Origin of the sequence: Tunturiibacter gelidiferens (assembly GCF_051013345.1) — a bacterium.
Taxonomy (GTDB): Bacteria; Acidobacteriota; Terriglobia; order Terriglobales; family Acidobacteriaceae; genus Edaphobacter; species Edaphobacter gelidiferens_A.
The window spans coordinates 701,378-717,199 of the sequence record NZ_CP132939.1; the positions used below are offsets into that span (position 1 = coordinate 701,378).

The 15,822-nt window shown below is 56.9% G+C and carries 14 protein-coding genes and 1 pseudogene; all 15 read right to left on the bottom strand.

The window, feature by feature from the left end:
* Window positions 1-274: 274 nt before the first annotated feature.
* The gene (locus tag RBB80_RS03285; protein WP_433966895.1) at window positions 275-496 is read right to left on the bottom strand and encodes a DUF1003 domain-containing protein; all 222 of its coding nucleotides are present in this window, start codon (window positions 494-496) and stop codon (window positions 275-277) included.
* Window positions 469-1,131, bottom strand: a complete 663-nt coding sequence (locus RBB80_RS03290; RefSeq protein ID WP_433966896.1) for a cyclic nucleotide-binding domain-containing protein — start codon at window positions 1,129-1,131, stop codon at window positions 469-471. The genes RBB80_RS03285 and RBB80_RS03290 overlap by 28 nt, the downstream gene beginning before the upstream one ends.
* A gap of 161 nt (window positions 1,132-1,292) precedes the next feature.
* On the bottom strand, window positions 1,293-2,564 hold the full coding sequence (locus RBB80_RS03295; RefSeq protein ID WP_433966897.1) for a sensor histidine kinase: 1,272 nt from the start codon (window positions 2,562-2,564) through the stop codon (window positions 1,293-1,295).
* Between the two features lie 132 nt (window positions 2,565-2,696).
* The gene (locus tag RBB80_RS03300) at window positions 2,697-3,563 is read right to left on the bottom strand and encodes a sigma-54 interaction domain-containing protein (protein ID WP_433966898.1); all 867 of its coding nucleotides are present in this window, start codon (window positions 3,561-3,563) and stop codon (window positions 2,697-2,699) included.
* Complete coding sequence (locus tag RBB80_RS03305) at window positions 3,527-4,132, bottom strand: response regulator (RefSeq protein ID WP_433966899.1); 606 nt, start codon at window positions 4,130-4,132, stop codon at window positions 3,527-3,529. The genes RBB80_RS03300 and RBB80_RS03305 overlap by 37 nt, the downstream gene beginning before the upstream one ends.
* Window positions 4,122-5,444 (bottom strand): TolC family protein, encoded by a 1,323-nt coding sequence (locus tag RBB80_RS03310; RefSeq protein WP_433966900.1) that lies wholly within the window; start codon window positions 5,442-5,444, stop codon window positions 4,122-4,124. The genes RBB80_RS03305 and RBB80_RS03310 overlap by 11 nt, the downstream gene beginning before the upstream one ends.
* A 176-nt stretch (window positions 5,445-5,620) precedes the next feature.
* Entirely contained in the window at window positions 5,621-5,974 is a 354-nt protein-coding gene (locus RBB80_RS03315) for a hypothetical protein (protein WP_433966901.1), read from the bottom strand.
* Between the two features lie 56 nt (window positions 5,975-6,030).
* A complete protein-coding gene (locus RBB80_RS03320) occupies window positions 6,031-6,738 on the bottom strand; it encodes an ABC transporter ATP-binding protein (protein ID WP_433966902.1) in 708 nt (235 codons plus the stop codon).
* Window positions 6,739-6,812: 74 nt separating this feature from the next.
* Complete coding sequence (locus RBB80_RS03325) at window positions 6,813-9,098, bottom strand: ABC transporter permease (RefSeq protein WP_433966903.1); 2,286 nt, start codon at window positions 9,096-9,098, stop codon at window positions 6,813-6,815.
* Window positions 9,032-9,496 carry a hypothetical protein gene (locus RBB80_RS03330; protein WP_433966904.1) on the bottom strand — a complete coding sequence of 155 codons (465 nt, stop codon included), beginning with the start codon at window positions 9,494-9,496 and terminating at the stop codon, window positions 9,032-9,034. Before RBB80_RS03330 ends, RBB80_RS03325 begins: the two co-directional genes overlap by 67 nt.
* Before the next feature lie 60 nt (window positions 9,497-9,556).
* Window positions 9,557-9,859 (bottom strand): hypothetical protein, encoded by a 303-nt coding sequence (locus RBB80_RS03335; protein WP_433966905.1) that lies wholly within the window; start codon window positions 9,857-9,859, stop codon window positions 9,557-9,559.
* Window positions 9,856-10,575 (bottom strand): ABC transporter ATP-binding protein, encoded by a 720-nt coding sequence (locus RBB80_RS03340; RefSeq protein WP_433966906.1) that lies wholly within the window; start codon window positions 10,573-10,575, stop codon window positions 9,856-9,858. The genes RBB80_RS03335 and RBB80_RS03340 overlap by 4 nt, the downstream gene beginning before the upstream one ends.
* A 39-nt stretch (window positions 10,576-10,614) precedes the next feature.
* Window positions 10,615-11,874 (bottom strand): efflux RND transporter periplasmic adaptor subunit, encoded by a 1,260-nt coding sequence (locus tag RBB80_RS03345; protein WP_433966907.1) that lies wholly within the window; start codon window positions 11,872-11,874, stop codon window positions 10,615-10,617.
* Between the two features lie 133 nt (window positions 11,875-12,007).
* Window positions 12,008-14,844: pseudogene (gene ligD, locus RBB80_RS03350) on the bottom strand (DNA ligase D).
* Window positions 14,845-14,852: 8 nt separating this feature from the next.
* Window positions 14,853-15,752, bottom strand: a complete 900-nt coding sequence (locus tag RBB80_RS03355; RefSeq protein WP_433966908.1) for a Ku protein — start codon at window positions 15,750-15,752, stop codon at window positions 14,853-14,855.
* Window positions 15,753-15,822: the final 70 nt, after the last annotated feature.

Consider the following 15,822-nt stretch of genomic DNA (forward strand, 5'->3'; position numbering starts at 1 on the left):
ACTTCACGCTTCTACCGTCTTCTTTATTCAAGCAGCCGATACATAAATAAGGTGTAGAAAGGCCGTAAAGAAGTCGTATGTACCGTCAGGAGGCCTGGCCAAAAGGCTTCGACTGCGTCTAACGTGACCTCCAGGCTTGACGTCCGCCGGTGCTCCACGCCGCTTCCTACGCTGTTCCGAGCCTGGCTACAATCCGACGATCAGGCTCTTTCACCCCAGGACGGGAGGAACCGAGCACGCCTCGCAAGACTGTCCTCTTCTTCCTCACCGTAAATCACCTTCCAGGCGACTGTTCCTTCAGCTTTAAATGCTCCCGCAAAAGATCATCAACATCGCCGATCTTTTCCGACAGCAGATTCAGTTTGCTCGATAGGCTTTGAATCTCGGATTCAGCACGAAGATTCACATCGTAGTCCAACTCTCCACGCACCCGATCTTTCGTGTCCTGGCGATTTTGACTCATCATAATCACGGGAGCCTGGATGGCGGCCAGCATCGACAGAAACAAATTGAGCAGAATAAACGGATAAGGGTCCCATGCTCTCCCCTCAGGGCAATATTCGCCGAGGCATAAACCACAAGCACAGATCCGAATAAGATGATGAAGGTCCAGGAGCCACCGAATCGTGCGACCGTGTCGGCGACGCGGTCGCCAAAGCTCATCTCCTCTTCGATGACGTCATTCGAGTTGCGACTAGCTCGAAGCCGCACCAGCTCTTGTGACGCGTGAAATTGACGGCTCACTACGGTCAACATGTCCATCCCTGCCATTGGCTTCTGCTGCAGCAGAGCCGCGATATCGTCACGGCTCACTTCAACACAGGTCGTCTCTTCCATCGCCAGTGCCGTGGTTTGGTGGGGTGTATCATCCAGCATCGAGGCGAAGCCAAAAAACTCACCATCGTGCGGTTCATCCACCAGCACCTCCTGATGATCCTGGTCCACTGTCGTCACCCGCACCGCACCCGAAACCATCACATAGGCATGTCTTCCAGGTTCGCCCAGCTTATAGATGCGTTGGCGTGCAGCGAACTTTTTGATCTCAACCTGTGCTGCCAGCACGGCTATCTCTTCATCGTCGAGCAGTGCAAACAGAGGAATCTGTCTCAGCTCTTCCACCTTACAAGCCATCGTTCACCTCGTTTTGATCCTGTGCTATTTTGCACGGCGAACGAGCGTTTAAAATACCTTCTTTCTTCCACCATCGTTAAAAGAACAATACAGGCCAACAAAAGCAGGAATCACACCAATTCGACGCCTTCGGAAGATCGAGAACTGACCGTCACGCGGAGTCATCCGGCAAACGGCAATCGAAGTTCAGCTCGACACCCAGTATGACCATCCGCACGATTAGCCAGTTGCACCGATCCTCGATGTGCCTGCGCAATCTGCTGCGCGAGAACCAAACCAATCCCCGTCCCACCCGGCTTGGTCGTATAGAACGGAACAAACAGATTGCTCGCGTTGGTCAAGCCGGGACCGTTGTCCAGAACCCCGATAACGACCTCTGAACCGGCGGTCCTCCAAACAATCTCCACATGGGGATCACCTTTACCGACATCGTCCGGACTAAGCGCAGCGTCGGCTGCATTGCGCACCAGATTAATCAGTGCCTGTTCAATATGGTCAGCATCCACCTGCACAACGATATCCGAAGCTCCTTCTACAGTCACGGCGACCCGTCTCTCCAGCAGTGCGACCCGTTGCGCCAAAGTCTCGACCGATACTGACGCAAGTCGCGGTGCCGGCAGGCCCATCAGCTGCCGGTATGCCTGCAAAAACCGGTTCAGCGATTCTGAGCGATTCTCGATAACCTCGAGGCCTCTTTCAAAGTCAGCAATCTCACCGGATGCATTGCCCATACCTGCAAGTCGACCACGCAGACTCCCCGCGATCGATTTGATAGGCGTCAGAGAGTTATTAATCTCGTGTCCCAGCACGCGGATCAATCTCTCCCACGCAAGCCGCTCCTCCTCCCTCAAAGCGGCACTCACATCCGACAGCACAAACAGCGTATGCGGAACGCCCCGAAGTCGGAAGCCGGTTCTCTTCACCACCCACCGTACCGACTGCTGCCCGCTACCCAGCGACATGACTTCCTCATCCGCTACATCAAGCAGCTGGTCGAGCTTCAACCCTCCAGCCGAGTGACCGAGCGCCGTCTGAACTTGCAACCCAAACGCCCGCTCCCCCGCCGCGTTGAGCAACTTCAATCGACCTTCAGGATCAAACGCCAGCACCGGAGACTGCATCGACCCCATGACCCGTTCAACCAGCGCCATTGCTTCTATCGCGCTTGCACGTTGTGCCTGGAGCATTCCCGCGAGTCGATTGATCTCAAGGGCAAGATCGCCCATGGCGTCATTTCTCCGGCCTCCTCGGGCCCTGAAAGAAAAATCATCCTCCCGCAAAGCAGCCACGACGTTCGCCAGCGTCTGCAGCGGCCGAATGATCTGCTCCATCACAACCGACACCGCGAAGATCCATCCCAACCCAAGACCCAGCAGAACAATACTCTGCAGAAGAGCGTCAACCGAATGACGCCGTAACAGGAGCCAGCACATCACCAGCATCGGCAGCCCGGGAAGGCAAAGCCAAAGGCGCAGCCTTTTTCGAAACTGAGCCGCCGCGCCGATCTCCCCAGCGGCATACGGGTCCGCGGCCGGCTGTTGCTGGATAGCTCCCCGTCTGGATCTTCAGAGACCATATTTTTCGATGCGGCGATAAAGCGCTCCTCTGCTCAATCCAAGCGCATCGGCCGCATGGCTCACATTACCACCTACACGGGCCAGCGCCTTGCGAATCAGAATTGCCTCCACCGCCTCAAGGCTCATCTCGTCCATGCTCTGCGCCGAACCCCTCTGCTGCGTATTCAACCCCAGGTCCGCAGGTTCAATTAGCGCTCCCCGAGCCATCAGGACTGCGCGTTCGATAGTGTGATCCAGTTCACGCACGTTTCCCGGCCAGCCATACTGCAACATCATCTGAAGCGCGGCCGGCTCCAATCCCTGAATCGGCCTGCGATACCGTGCAGCGTATCGCGCCATAAAGTGCCCCGCCAGCGCCGGAATGTCCTCACGCCGTTCCCGCAGCGGTGGCAGACTAATCTCAACCGTATTCAGCCGAAACAGCAGGTCTTCTCGAAAGCGACCCGCCGCGCACTCCGCCCGCAAATCCGCATTCGTCGCCGAGAGCATACGCACATCCACCTTCTGCGTCTTCGAAGATCCAACGCGCTCCAGCTCGCCCGTCTCCAACACGCGCAGCAACTTTGCCTGCTGCCGCACCGGAATATTCGCAATTTCATCGAGAAAAAGTGTCCCGCCACTCGCCAGTTCGAATCGCCCAATGCGGTCAGAGCGAGCATCGGTGAAAGCTCCCTTTACATGACCAAACAACTCGCTCTCGAAGGTCCCTTCAGGCAAAGCGCCCGTATTCACGGCCACCAGTGTTCGCTCCGCGCGCGAAGACAAGCGATGCAGCGTCTGCGCCACAATCTCCTTGCCCGTGCCATGCTCGCCCGTAATCAACACGTTCGCGTCCGACGGACCCACCCGCGCCATCGTCTCCAGCACAGGCCGCATCGAAGCCGCAGCAGCAATGAAATCCGGAGCGCCTGTGGCCCGCAGGATCCGATTCTCCGCCTCCAGCCATCGCATTTTTTCTGACTGCGGTGCAGCTCCATCTGCGTCCGCAGAATACTCAGCAGACGCGCGTTCTCCCACGGCTTCTGAATAAAATCTCCTGCACCCCGTCGCATCGCCTCCACCGCAAGATCGATGTTGCCCCACGCCGTCATCACCACCACCGGCAGCTGTGCCTCGATCTCCTTGACCCGAGTCACAAGATCCAGTCCCTCCTGGCCGGAGGTAGTATCCCGCGTGTAGTTCAGATCGATCAGCACGCCATCGAAGCTCTCATGTGCCAAAGCCTCCAGCACCAGCGCCGGCGTTCGCACCATCTCCAGCTGGTAGCCTTCCGGCTTCAGCAGCAGTCGCAGCGCCTCCAAAATATGTGGCTGGTCATCTGCAATCAGCAGCCTGCACGACGCCTCGGCATTCTCCGCACCCGACTCCTTCTTATCAATCCGCTCCGCCAGCATGATCACCTGCTCCTGCGCGTTACTGCCCACTCGGGGCCATACCCGTCTTCGCCGATTCTATCGAAATCTCGTTTGCTTCCAGCGTAGATCCGACCGCGCGATCCACTTCAATCTTAGCCTTTTGATACGCCGTCATCGCAGCAACCAGCGTAGACTCTGCTGCCGCAAGATCCCGCCGCGCGGTCAGAGTCTGATAGTTCGACCCCGCACCCAGCTCCTGCTCCTTCGCAGTGATGTCGAAGGTCTTCTGTGCCAGGTCCCGTCCTTTGCGTGCCGAAACCACACGCGCCTCACTCTGCTCCAGAGCATATTGAGCGTTCCGAACCTCGATGCGAATCTGCTTCTTCAACTGCTCCATCCGCAGCTCCGACTGCCTCGTCTCCAACTCCGCGCGATACTGGTCCGACTTCGCCACTCGATTTCGCAGTGGCACATTCACCGTCAGCCCAACATAGTAATCAGGAGCGCTATTGTTGAACGCCGTCTTCAATGCTCCGCCAAAATCCGTTGGCTTAGTCGAGATCGTGTGCGACTCGGGATTCTGCAGTCCCGCCAGACCTGAGCCTCCGTAGTATGCAGTCAACGCAACCGTAGGCAGCAAGGCATTACGAGCCGCATCCCGGCTCAGGCGTCTATTTTCAAGGTCAATATCCGACTCGCCTAACTCCAGCCGGTCCTTCAGTGCACGCACCGTCATATCTTCGGTCGGACCTTGCGGCGTCGCGTCCGCCATTGTGCTTTGATCGGTCGGCCGCACAGGCATCGCCTCCAGAATCGGATCATCCAGATTTTTCGTCAGCGCATTCTTGATCAGCAGTTCTTGAAACTGCAACGTCGTCTTCGCAATCGTCAGATCCTGTTCGCGGCTCGCCTCTTCGGCTTCGTCTTTCATCACATCCATTGCAGGAATCGCTTGAAGCGCAAGCTGCTTGCGCCCACTCTCCAGTGCCTGACGGGCAAACTCGAGCGATCGACTCTTGACACCTTCATCCTCATAGGCGGCCACCAGATCCCAATACATATTTGCAATCTGGGTCACTGTCGTCACTACTTGCAGCTTGAATGCTTCATCCGATATTCGCTGATTGTTTTTGGCGATTCTCAGAAACCGCAGGTTTGGCCCAAGACCGAACCCTGCCAGCAGCTGTTGCTGTATTGCGAAGTGATAGTACGAGTTCAGCGTCGGGACGAGAAAGCTCTCAGGACTGTTTGTGGTTCCGCGATTGTTATCGAAGACCGCCGAAATCGAAGTTCCTGTCGGAAACGCCTGCGCATAACCAATGTCTCCCGTCGTCGTATTCTGCTGCAACTGCGGAACTCCATAGACGATCGTATTCGACAACGGCTGCGCATAGTGCTCGATACTGAACGTCCCCGTAATTGCAGGATCGTACGAGGAAACGATCGTCCCCGTACCAAGAGTCGATGAAACGAGGCCCGACGCTCCGGAGCCGGCACCACCCGCACCACCCGATGTGCCACCAGCACCAGCCCCACTCGATCCTGAACCAAAGCCGCCTACACCACCCCCGGCGTATTCTGCACCACACCGGTGTTGACTCCGCGAAACGAACCACCTGCCTGCGTCCGCAGAACGTCCGCAGCAGCGATCGGAATGTTGTATCGGGCAATCGCAATGTCGAGATTGTTCTCTAACGCCAGAGAGATTGCGTCCTTCAAACTAAGTTCCAGAACTCCGTCTTTCACCAGAGCGTCAATTCGTGGTGAGTTCGCCAGATTCGGTCGCGGCACCAGCGAAGCGCGATACGTGTCGAGCGGATTGCCGGAATGCGGAATATCCAGACGCAACGCAGGCGACGCCGCTGCAGGTGTTGTCTGGGTCACAGTAGCCTGCTGCACTTGCGCTAACAAAGGCATCTCCAATAACACCATCACTCCAAAACAGCGAAGCAGCGAAGAACTCCCTCTCACGCCCGCACCCCCGCTCCTTCAGTCGCTACAAGACCCGCCGTATCCCGGGAAAGCCATCCGTCCCGCAGTTCAATCGTCCGCGTGCCGTACTCTGCGTTCGTCTCCGAATGCGTCACCTGGACCACCGTTGTACCCTCTTCATTCAACCTGCGAAACAACTGCATAATCTCCTTCGCCTGCTCCGAGTGCAGGTTCCCGGTCGGCTCATCGGCCAGTAAAAGATCCGGTTTGTGGATGACAGCCCGTGCTATTCCAACTAACTGCTGTTGCCCCCCAGAGAGCTGGTTCGGGAACAGATCCTTCTTGCCGACGATATTGAATCGATCCAGCGTATCCGCAACCAATGCCTGCCGCTCCGGCTTCGGAATGTCTTTGTACGACAACGGAAGATCGATATTCTCCGCCACCGTCAGATCGTCAAGGAGGTGATAGCTCTGAAACACCATTCCAATCCTTCGCCGCGCCAGTTCAGCCCTCTGTTTGCGATTCATCGCATGGACGGCATCGCCGGCGAAGTAAAACTCTCCCCTCCATTGATCGTCCAGCATCGCCAGCACATTCAACAGAGAAGACTTCCCCGCTCCAGACGGACCCATTACGGTTACAAATTCACCTTGACGGATGGTGAGATTGATTCGTCGCAGCACCCATGTCTCCGTGTGACCCGTCTTATAACTCCGCTCCAGCTGTTTCAACTCAATCATCTCTGCTCCATCTTCAAAATCTTCCATCGACTCGATCGCGATAGCCGCTGCGCCGACCCTTACGCTCGCCTGCGTTACTCAGTCCTCAACGCCTTGACTGGATCAGTCGAAGCCGCACGCCGCGCCGGAATCAACCCGGCAACACACGCAGAAACGATCAGAACCAAAACTGCTCCAGCAAGAACAACAGGATCCTGCCCCCCAGTTCCATACAGTTGAGTCTTCAAAAACCGCACGCACAACAACGCAACTGGCAACCCGATCGCAAGCCCAATCCCAGCCTGCAGCATGGCCTCGTGCAACACCATATTCACCACACTGCCGCGTCCGGCACCGAGCGCCATCCGTATACCAATCTCCGGTGTTCGTCGAGCTACGGTGTAAGCCGTCACACCATATAAACCAACCGAAGCCAGCACCAGCGCCAACACGCCAAACATCAACGTTAGCCGCGCAATCAACTTCTCCTGGCTGAACTGGCCCTCAATCTGACCGTCGAAGGTGTTGAAGTTGATCACGGTCAGGTTCGGATTGATATTCGCAAGTGTCCGGCGCACCTGCGCTTCCAAACCCTCCGATGGCCCTCGCATCTGCAGCATGATCGCTCCCGCGAAGAGCGATCGCACATCTACGTTGTCCGATAGTGGAGCTTGCTGGAGAAACGGCCGGAAATACATCGGCCGAACAGCCTCACGCGGATTCATATACTTCACATCCGACACCACCCCGACAATCTCGATCTCGCCCGCGCTCTTCACGCCATCCAACCCGAAATGAGCTCCAATAGGATCTTCTCCCTTCATGAAGAACTTCTTTACGAAAGTCTGATTCACAACGGCCACTATCGGCGAAGTACTCGTATCCTGATCGGTAATTCCGCGGCCACGCAGAACCTGTTGCCCGATCACCTCAAAAAAATCCGGAGTCACTCGATCCCACGACGCACCGATATGGTCTTTTGGCCCGGGTTCAGGATGCCCCTGAATCGTAACCCCCTCGCCCCAATTGTCACCTTCGAGCGGAGTGTAAAGCGACAAACCCACTCGTTCGACTCCCGGCAATGCCCGAAAGCGTTCCAGCATATCTCCATAGAGAGCCTGTAATTGCTCCGGCTTATAACCCGCATTGTCGGGACTGATATGGATCACAACGCGATTCTCAGTTTGTAATCCAAAGTTCTGATGCTCCAGCTTATTCAAACTTCTGGTTAGTAGACCGGCTCCCACTAACAGCACCAGCGAAAGCGCGGCCTGCGTCACTGCCAACGATCGCTGCAGCAATGAAGCGCTGTCCCGAGTCGATCTATTCGCGCCACGAAGAGATTCCGCAGGCTCCGAGTGGGAGGTGATCCAGGCCGGAGCGATTCCGAAGATCAGCCCTGTTAACAGCGACAAGCCAAACGCAAATTCCAGCACCAGTGGCGAAGGACTTGCATGAATTGGCAGGCCCGGAGAATTAGGAAACGCGAGCGTAAGCAGCATCCGCGTTCCTGCGTACGCTACCGCAAGTCCAGCGATACCTCCAAGGCACGCCAGCACCACACTCTCAGTCAACATCTGGCGAATAATTCTCTTCCGCGCCGCACCAAGAGCCATTCGAATCGAGGTCTCGGCCCGTCGCGCCATGCCGCGCACCAAAACCAGGTTTGCAATATTCGCGCAAGCGATCAGCAGCACCAACGCGGAGATCCCCATCAGCAGCATCAGGCCGCTTTTGTACTCGGTCTGCATATTTGCGATCCCAACACCGCCCGGTGTCAAGACCATGTGTGTCTTCGGAAGCGCCTTCTTTCCGTCTTCGCTCTGATACGACTTCAGCGGGACCAGCCAGTCACGCAATAGCCCGCTCATCTTCTCTTGAAGCGGACCAATCTGCGTGCCAGGCTTCACGCGGCCAAGCACATAAAGCCAGTTCGACTCCGGACGATTCAGCAACCCGCCCGGATCGAGAATCGGCTCCATCGTCACAGGAAGAAAGAAATCCGGCGGCGTATCGGTCATCCGATCTCCATAAAACGAAGGCGGCGCGATTCCCACTACCGTCACCGGATGTGTATTCAATTGGAACGTGCTGCCCACTATAGAAGGATCCATAGCGTAGTCGCGCTGCCACGCCCTGTAGCTCAACACCGCAGCCATCGGCGCTCCCGCCACGTCGTCAGACGGAACCAGAAGTCGTCCTGCAAAAGACTGCAAACCGAAAGTTTGAAAGTAGTTCCCCGAGACAAACTCCCCGGATGAGGCCTTCGACAAACTGTTGCTCGATCCCCGCCGCGCTGTCAGAGCACCTTGGCCTACACCCGCCTGCATCGCCGCCAGCTGCTCAAACTCAGGTGTGCTGTCACGCAGATGCTTATACAAATCATAAGAAAACAGGGAGTAGCCCTCATCCTCGGGCCGTCCCCCATCACGCAGCAATCATCTTTATCGCCCAGACGTACCAGCGTCTTCGGATCGCTCACAGGGAGGTTCTTGAGCAGCACCGCGTGCACCAGCGTGAAGATCGCCGCGTTCGCGCCAATGCCAAGCGCAAGCGTCAGAACCGCCGTCAGGGTAAATCCCGGCGCCTTCCGCAACTGTCGCAGCGCATACTTCACATCCTGTATCAACCCGTTGATCACTTGTTCCATTCCATTCTCTGCGTCACGCCAAATCGGCAACTTCACAATCAGCGCTTCGCTGTTACGCCGCGTCTTGGCCACTAGAAGCCAACCTGTGCCCTCTTCGAAGCTGTGGACCGTTTCATTGACATAGGGCATTCGCCACTCACAGCCGCAGCGCCTGACTCACTCGATCCGCCTCGCCGCTTTGACCGCTCTCTAGAAGCCCTCAACCCGGTCAAGGGCGGCACATAATCTTCCCTGCCCCCGGCCGATCGTCTTCATCGTTGAAACAACAGTCCGTACTATCTTCCACTCCGTCTGCGCCGCTGTCCGGAGCGTTATCCTTTGGCACACCGGTCGCTTTTCCGACCGCACGCTCGCCACCAGTCCCAGCGCAACGACGTTCAATGCGATGCCAAGCAAAACCACTGGCACCACATTCGCCGCCGTTCCCGACATCCCAATCGCTCCGCACATCTGCTTGAGAAACAGCCGCATGTCCTCGATCAGCACCATCATCCCTCTACCTCCGCTAACAGCCGATTTAGCTCACCCTCCGCCACTACCTTGCCATCGAACAGATGCACCTGTCGCTCCGCATGTGCCGCGAACCGCGGATCGTGCGTCACCATGCAGATCGTCGCGCCCTCCGCATGCAGTTCCTGCAGCAGCTTCATCACAGCCTCGCCATTCTTCGAGTCGAGATTTCCCGTCGGCTCATCGGCCAGCAGAATCGACGGCGAACCTGCAAGAGCTCTCGCCACCGCAACCCTCTGCTGCTGACCGCCCGAGAGCTGCGCCGGATAATGTCGCATCCGGTGCGCCATGTTCACCCGCTCCAGCGACTCCTGCACTCTCTTCTTCCGCTCTGTCGCCGGCATTCCCGCGCGATAGGTCAACGGCAACTCAACATTCTCAGCGACGGTCAAATCGCCGATCAGATTAAAGCTCTGAAAAATGAACCCAATCTCCTGATTTCGGATCCGTGAACGATCCGCGAAGTTCAGATTCGCGACCTCCTTGCCGTTCAACGTGTACCGTCCACCCGTTGGCGTATCCAGCAATCCGATGATCGACAGCAGCGTGGACTTCCCACACCCCGACGGCCCGGACATCGCCACATACTCTCCGCGGTTGATGTTCAAGTGAACGCCCGACAGCGCATGCGTCTCAATCTCGTCCGTATAAAAAATCTTCTTCAAGTCTTCAATCTGAATCATCGTATCCGTCGCCATCCCTGCTCTCCTTTATCCCGGCCGTCGCCTGGGCTCTGTCTAATTCAAGCGAATCCGATCCGTGTTATCCCACCGGCTCATGTCCGACAGAATCACCGTATCGCCTTCCTGCAATCCTTCCAGCACCTGGATACTATTTACCGAAGCCCGTCCGACCTTCACCGGAACTCTCACTGCGGTCTTACCGTCCGGCCCATCCTTGAACAGACTGATCGTGCTGTTCTCATTCCCGAACGCCGGCCGGCCCACATACAGCACATCCGTCATCCGATCCAGATCGATCGTTCCATCAACACTTAAGTCCGGTCGAGCACCCTGCGGCAGGGCTCCAGCCAGTTCTACGTCAACCGTCACAGTTCCGTTCAATACCGCCGGATCGATTCGCATCACCTTGCCATTGATGACCCCGTTATGCGTATCAATCTCCGCCGGCTGTCCGATCTGGATATCTCGCGCCTGCGTCTCCGCAATCTTCAAACTCGCCTTCAACTGGTCCGGCTGCACCACCTTCGCCAGCGTCGTTCCCGGAGCCACATGCTCTCCTACCTGATGCGGCAACTCAACCAGCACACCGCTGATCCCCGCCCGCACACTCAACGCATCCAACTCCTTCTGCTTCAGACCAAGCAGCGCCTTGGCCTGATCCACCTTCGTCTGCTGAACCGCAAGCTGTGTCTCGATCGCCTTCTCGTTCAACGTAAGCCGCTGCTTCTCGAGATCATTCCGCGTCGTCAACTCATCGGCTTTGCCCTTCGAGGCGCTGTAGGTCAACCCACTGATCACGCCCAGATCAAACAGCGACTTATCTGTCTGCGCCTGCAGTTGAGCCTGATTATGATCCGCTCCTACCGTAGCTGCCGCAGCCTTCTGATCCATCAGATCGCTCTGCACCTTCGCACGCGTGTTGATATAGTCCGCCTCCGCGCCCTTCATCTGCAGCTGCGCATCCAGCAACTCCTGCTGCAGCTGAGGATCAACAAGGTCCATCAAAATCGTGTCTGGCTCAACCTTCGCGCCTGGCAGCACGCGAATCCGCACCACCGTCGCTTCGGTCTCAGAAGGAATCAGCCGAATCTTGTCTTCCCTCGGAACCAGCGAACCCGGCCCACGCACCTGGCGTAACAGTGGCCCACGCTTCACCGTATCGGTCCACACAGTAGCCCGATCGACCTCAGGCGCTGCAGGCTTCAGCCGGGCCACAAAAAACGCAATCACCGCAAGCACCACGACCGCGCAACCACCTGCGATCCACTGCCGACGCATCTTCTTCTGCTTTATATCTGGTCTGGAGATATCCATTGCGTCGTATCTAATTGCACGCGCAAGGCCAACCTCAACCGCATATTTTTCAAGCACTTAGGGAGTAACCCAGAACACTGCCCGTCCGCAATCGCAACAAACTGTCCACTATCGAACACATGAGCCGGAGATCTTACGTCGGGGATATCTGCAGATTTTCCAACATCTTCGGCGTAATACGCTGCCCTACCTTGAAAAACTGCTTCCACGGATCGCGACTCAGCCGCCCCTTCCACTCTTCAAAATCCGCAACACGAACCACAGTCCGTTCCGACAACTTCAGCGCGCTCCAGTCAAGCGGAAGCGAAACCGCAGCCCCTGCGCGCGCCCGCGGCGAGAAAGCCGCCACCGCCGTCGCGCCACGTTCATTTCGCAGGTAATCCAGAAAGATCTTCTCCTTGCGGGCCGCCTTGCTCATCTTCGTCAGATACAAGCCCGGCTGATCCTTCTCCATCTTCAACACAAACGCATGGGCAAACTGCTTGATCAATGCCCAGTCGTACTCCGGCACAATCGGAATCACCACATGCAGTCCCTTCCCGCCCGTGCTCTTCAAAAACTCTCCAACCCAATCTGCTGAAGCTCTTTACGAACCTCGCCCGCACTCTCGGCCAGCCTCGGCCACGCAATCGAAGCATCCGGATCAAGATCGATGATAATGCGGTCCGGGTGCTCGAGATCTTCATTCCGCGATCCCCACGGATGAACCTCCAGCACACCCATCTGCGCCAGCCCGGCCAGAGCCTCAGCCGAAGAAAGCGTAATATATGGCTCCATCTTCCCCGTTTTCTTATCAGGCACGTTCACCGCAGTGATACCGGGCGGCAGCATAGCGTTCACATGCTTCTGATAGAAACACGGCTTCTCACTCCCATCCGGGCAACGCACCAGCGACACCGGGCGGCCCTCGATGTGCGGCAGCATATGCGACGCCACCGCCCAGTAGTAGTCGGCCAGTTGCTGCTTCGTAAGCTGCGTCTCTACATCCAGAATCTTCTCAGGATGCGTCAACCGTACCGGAGCAGACTCCGAGCCGGACCTCTTCGAAGACTTCACAGGAGTCGACTTTGCACGAGCAACCTTCGCAGGAGCAATCTCCGCAGGAGCAATCTCCGCAGAGGCAGTCTTCGCTGCGATGGCTGCAGAAGCCAAGTGCGAAGCACTCTTCTCACCTCGCCCCTTGGGCGCAGCGGTCGGCTCCTCCCTTCGAACGTCATTAGCAGGCTTGTCCTCTCGCAGTCCTTTGAACGAAGCCTGCCGCACCAGGTTATCTGCTGTCCAAGTCGCAAAATTCACCTGCGCCACCAGCTCCGGCTTCACCCAGATCGCACCTCGCCGCGCCTCCGCAGGCGGACTCTCAAACGGATTTTCTTTAGCACGCAGTTCTTCAAGCTGATTACGCAGCACGCGGTGTGTCTTCTGCGTAAATCCCGTGCCGGTCCGTCCCGCATAGATCAGTTTCCCGCCGTCGTAGTACCCCAGCAGCAAAGCCCCCACACCATGGCTCCCATTCGACGGCAGCGTAAACCCCCCGATAACGAACTCCTGCTCGTGAATGCACTTTATCTTCAGCCAACTCCCACCTCTACCGCTCGAATATCTGCTCGCAGCACGCTTGGATACGATCCCCTCAGCATGCATCTCGCAGGCCTTTTGAAAGATGACGCCGCCGTCCCCATCCAAATGCTCACTAAGACGCACAACCTCACCGTCGTCCTCCAGAAGCGCGGCGAGCAAATTCTTTCGTTCAATCAGCGGAAGACCCCGCAGATTATGTCCGTTCAAATGAAGCAGGTCGAAGACGAAGTAACTGAGCGGCTTCTTCACACCCTCCTGAAACGCCGCCTGGAGGTCAGCAAAGCTGGTGGTTCCGTTCTCCGCCAGCACCACAACTTCGCCATCAAGAATTGCTCTCTCCACCTGCAGTTCTCCCACATGCGCCGCAATCGTCTTCATCCGGTGGGTCCAGTCGAGCCCCGTTCTCGTCAGCAGTTGAACCTTCTCGCCATCCTTTCGAGCCTGAATGCGATAACCATCCAGCTTCAACTCATGCAACCATCCGGAGCTGCTTGGCGGAGTTGTCGCCTGCAACGCCAGCTCAGGCGTAATAAACTCCGGAAATTTTTCCTTCGGCGCACCCGCCGACACCGTCAACACCTTTGCAACATTCTTCGCCCTGCCAGCCTTTGCAGGCTTACCGGCCGACACCGTCTCAGGCGAAACTTTCTCCGCAACAACCTCCCTCGCATCCGCAGCGCCAGCGTCCTTTCGATACCAGGCATTCCCCTTCGCTGTCTCCTTCGAGTTCCAAACGTGATCTTCGTTCCGTGCAATCTCTTCCAGACTGCGCCCCGTCACAACACTGTCCGGCTCTTTATCCGTTACGGCTGCTTCATCCCCGGTCCGCTCAAAATCATCATGTTCTTTGATCAACAACCAGTTCGGTTTGCTCTCATTCGCAGCCCTCCCGCCCATGCGAATCAGCGCCCACTTCCCCTTCATCTTTGTGCCATGCAGGATGAACTTCAGCGAGCCCGTACGCAGCCCCTCATCCACATCCGTGTGTCCTGCCTGCGGCTCCCAAGTGCCCTGATCCCACACCATCACCGTGCCGCCGCCATACTGGCCCTTCGGAATAATCCCCTCGAAGCCCCCATAGTCGATCGGATGATCTTCCACCTGCACCGCCAGCCGCTTATCTGCCGTAACGTAACTCGGCCCCTTCGCCACCGCCCAGCTCTTCAACACCCCATTCCACCCAAGCCGAAAATCATAGTGAAGCCGCGTAGCTGCATGCTTCTGAATCACAAAAGGTAGAGGCTGATCGTTGAAAAACTTCTTCTTCGCCGATCCGCTGGGCTCCTCCGTAACCTCGAAGTCCCGCATCGAGCGATATCGTCCAAGCTGCTCGTCCACGGCGTCCGCAGCAGACGCCGTCGACTTCGACTTGGCTCTCTTCTTCGTAGCCATAGCGCACTCTACGCCGACTTACGCGGTTTGTGCGCCTTCGCAGGCTTCACCAGCTCGATGCCCTTCTGCGTCTCCGCAGCCGCAGCTCTTGCCGGTCCCTTCTTCTTACCCGCAACCGCTTCATCACCCTGCACACTCTTCCGCAGAGCATCCATCAAATTGATCACCTTGCCCGAAGCTGGCGCAGGCTCATCCTTCGGAATCGGCGCATGCTTCACCTTCGCCTCAACCATCTCGCGCAACGCAGCTTCGTACTCGTCCTTGAACTTCTCCGGCTCAAACTTCGAAGCCTTGCGCTTGATCAGCTCCTTCGCGAGCGACAACTGATCTTCATCCACCGCTACCTTCTTGATGTCTTCGAAAAACTCTTTAGGATCCCGCAGCTCCTCCGCATAGCGCATCGTGTAAGCCATCATGCCCGGCAGCTTGTCGTCCGTACCAGCCGAAACCGCGACCAGGTGCTCCCGCCCACTAAATGCAATCTTCCCCAGCGCAATCTTCTTTGTCGTCTGCAGAGCCTTGCGAACCACCGCGAACGCCTCCGCCTGAACATCATTCTCCGGCACCACAAAATAAGGCTTCTCGAAAAACTCAGGATCTAGCTCACCCTCATCGACGAACTGCGTCACCTCAATCGTGTGCTTGGAAGGAATTCGAATCTGTTCGATCTCCTCCGGCTCGACCATGACGTACTCGCCCTTGCGATACTCATAGCCCTTCACGATGTCGGAGTTCTCAACCTTCCCCTCATCGCCAGAAGAGACCTTCTGATGCTTGATCCGCTCCCCGGTCTTCCGGCTAAGCTGATGAAAACGAACCTCGCTCTTCGACTCGGTCGCCGTAAACAGCTTGACTCCAAACGAAACAAGTGAGATCTGTATCTGACCTGACCAGTAGGGACGCGGCATAAGGGGTTCTCCAAAGTAAGTTGGAAGCAAACAAAGGCCCGGAAGATGCTTTTATCACCATAAACCCCGC

Excerpts from the sequence above, each read along its gene's own strand:
- RBB80_RS03340 (WP_433966906.1), bottom strand. The coding sequence starts at position 10,575 with ATGGCGACGGATACGATGATTCAGATTGAAGACTTGAAGAAGATTTTT.
- RBB80_RS03285 (WP_433966895.1), bottom strand. The coding sequence starts at position 496 with ATGCTGGCCGCCATCCAGGCTCCCGTGATTATGATGAGTCAAAATCGC.
- RBB80_RS03295 (WP_433966897.1), bottom strand. The coding sequence starts at position 2,564 with ATGTGCTGGCTCCTGTTACGGCGTCATTCGGTTGACGCTCTTCTGCAG.
- RBB80_RS03320 (WP_433966902.1), bottom strand. The coding sequence starts at position 6,738 with ATGATTGAGTTGAAACAGCTGGAGCGGAGTTATAAGACGGGTCACACG.
- RBB80_RS03335 (WP_433966905.1), bottom strand. The coding sequence starts at position 9,859 with ATGATGGTGCTGATCGAGGACATGCGGCTGTTTCTCAAGCAGATGTGC.
- RBB80_RS03330 (WP_433966904.1), bottom strand. The coding sequence starts at position 9,496 with ATGCCCTATGTCAATGAAACGGTCCACAGCTTCGAAGAGGGCACAGGT.
- RBB80_RS03355 (WP_433966908.1), bottom strand. The coding sequence starts at position 15,752 with ATGCCGCGTCCCTACTGGTCAGGTCAGATACAGATCTCACTTGTTTCG.
- RBB80_RS03300 (WP_433966898.1), bottom strand. The coding sequence starts at position 3,563 with ATGGCGCGGGTGGGTCCGTCGGACGCGAACGTGTTGATTACGGGCGAG.
- RBB80_RS03345 (WP_433966907.1), bottom strand. The coding sequence starts at position 11,874 with ATGGATATCTCCAGACCAGATATAAAGCAGAAGAAGATGCGTCGGCAG.
- RBB80_RS03290 (WP_433966896.1), bottom strand. The coding sequence starts at position 1,131 with ATGGCTTGTAAGGTGGAAGAGCTGAGACAGATTCCTCTGTTTGCACTG.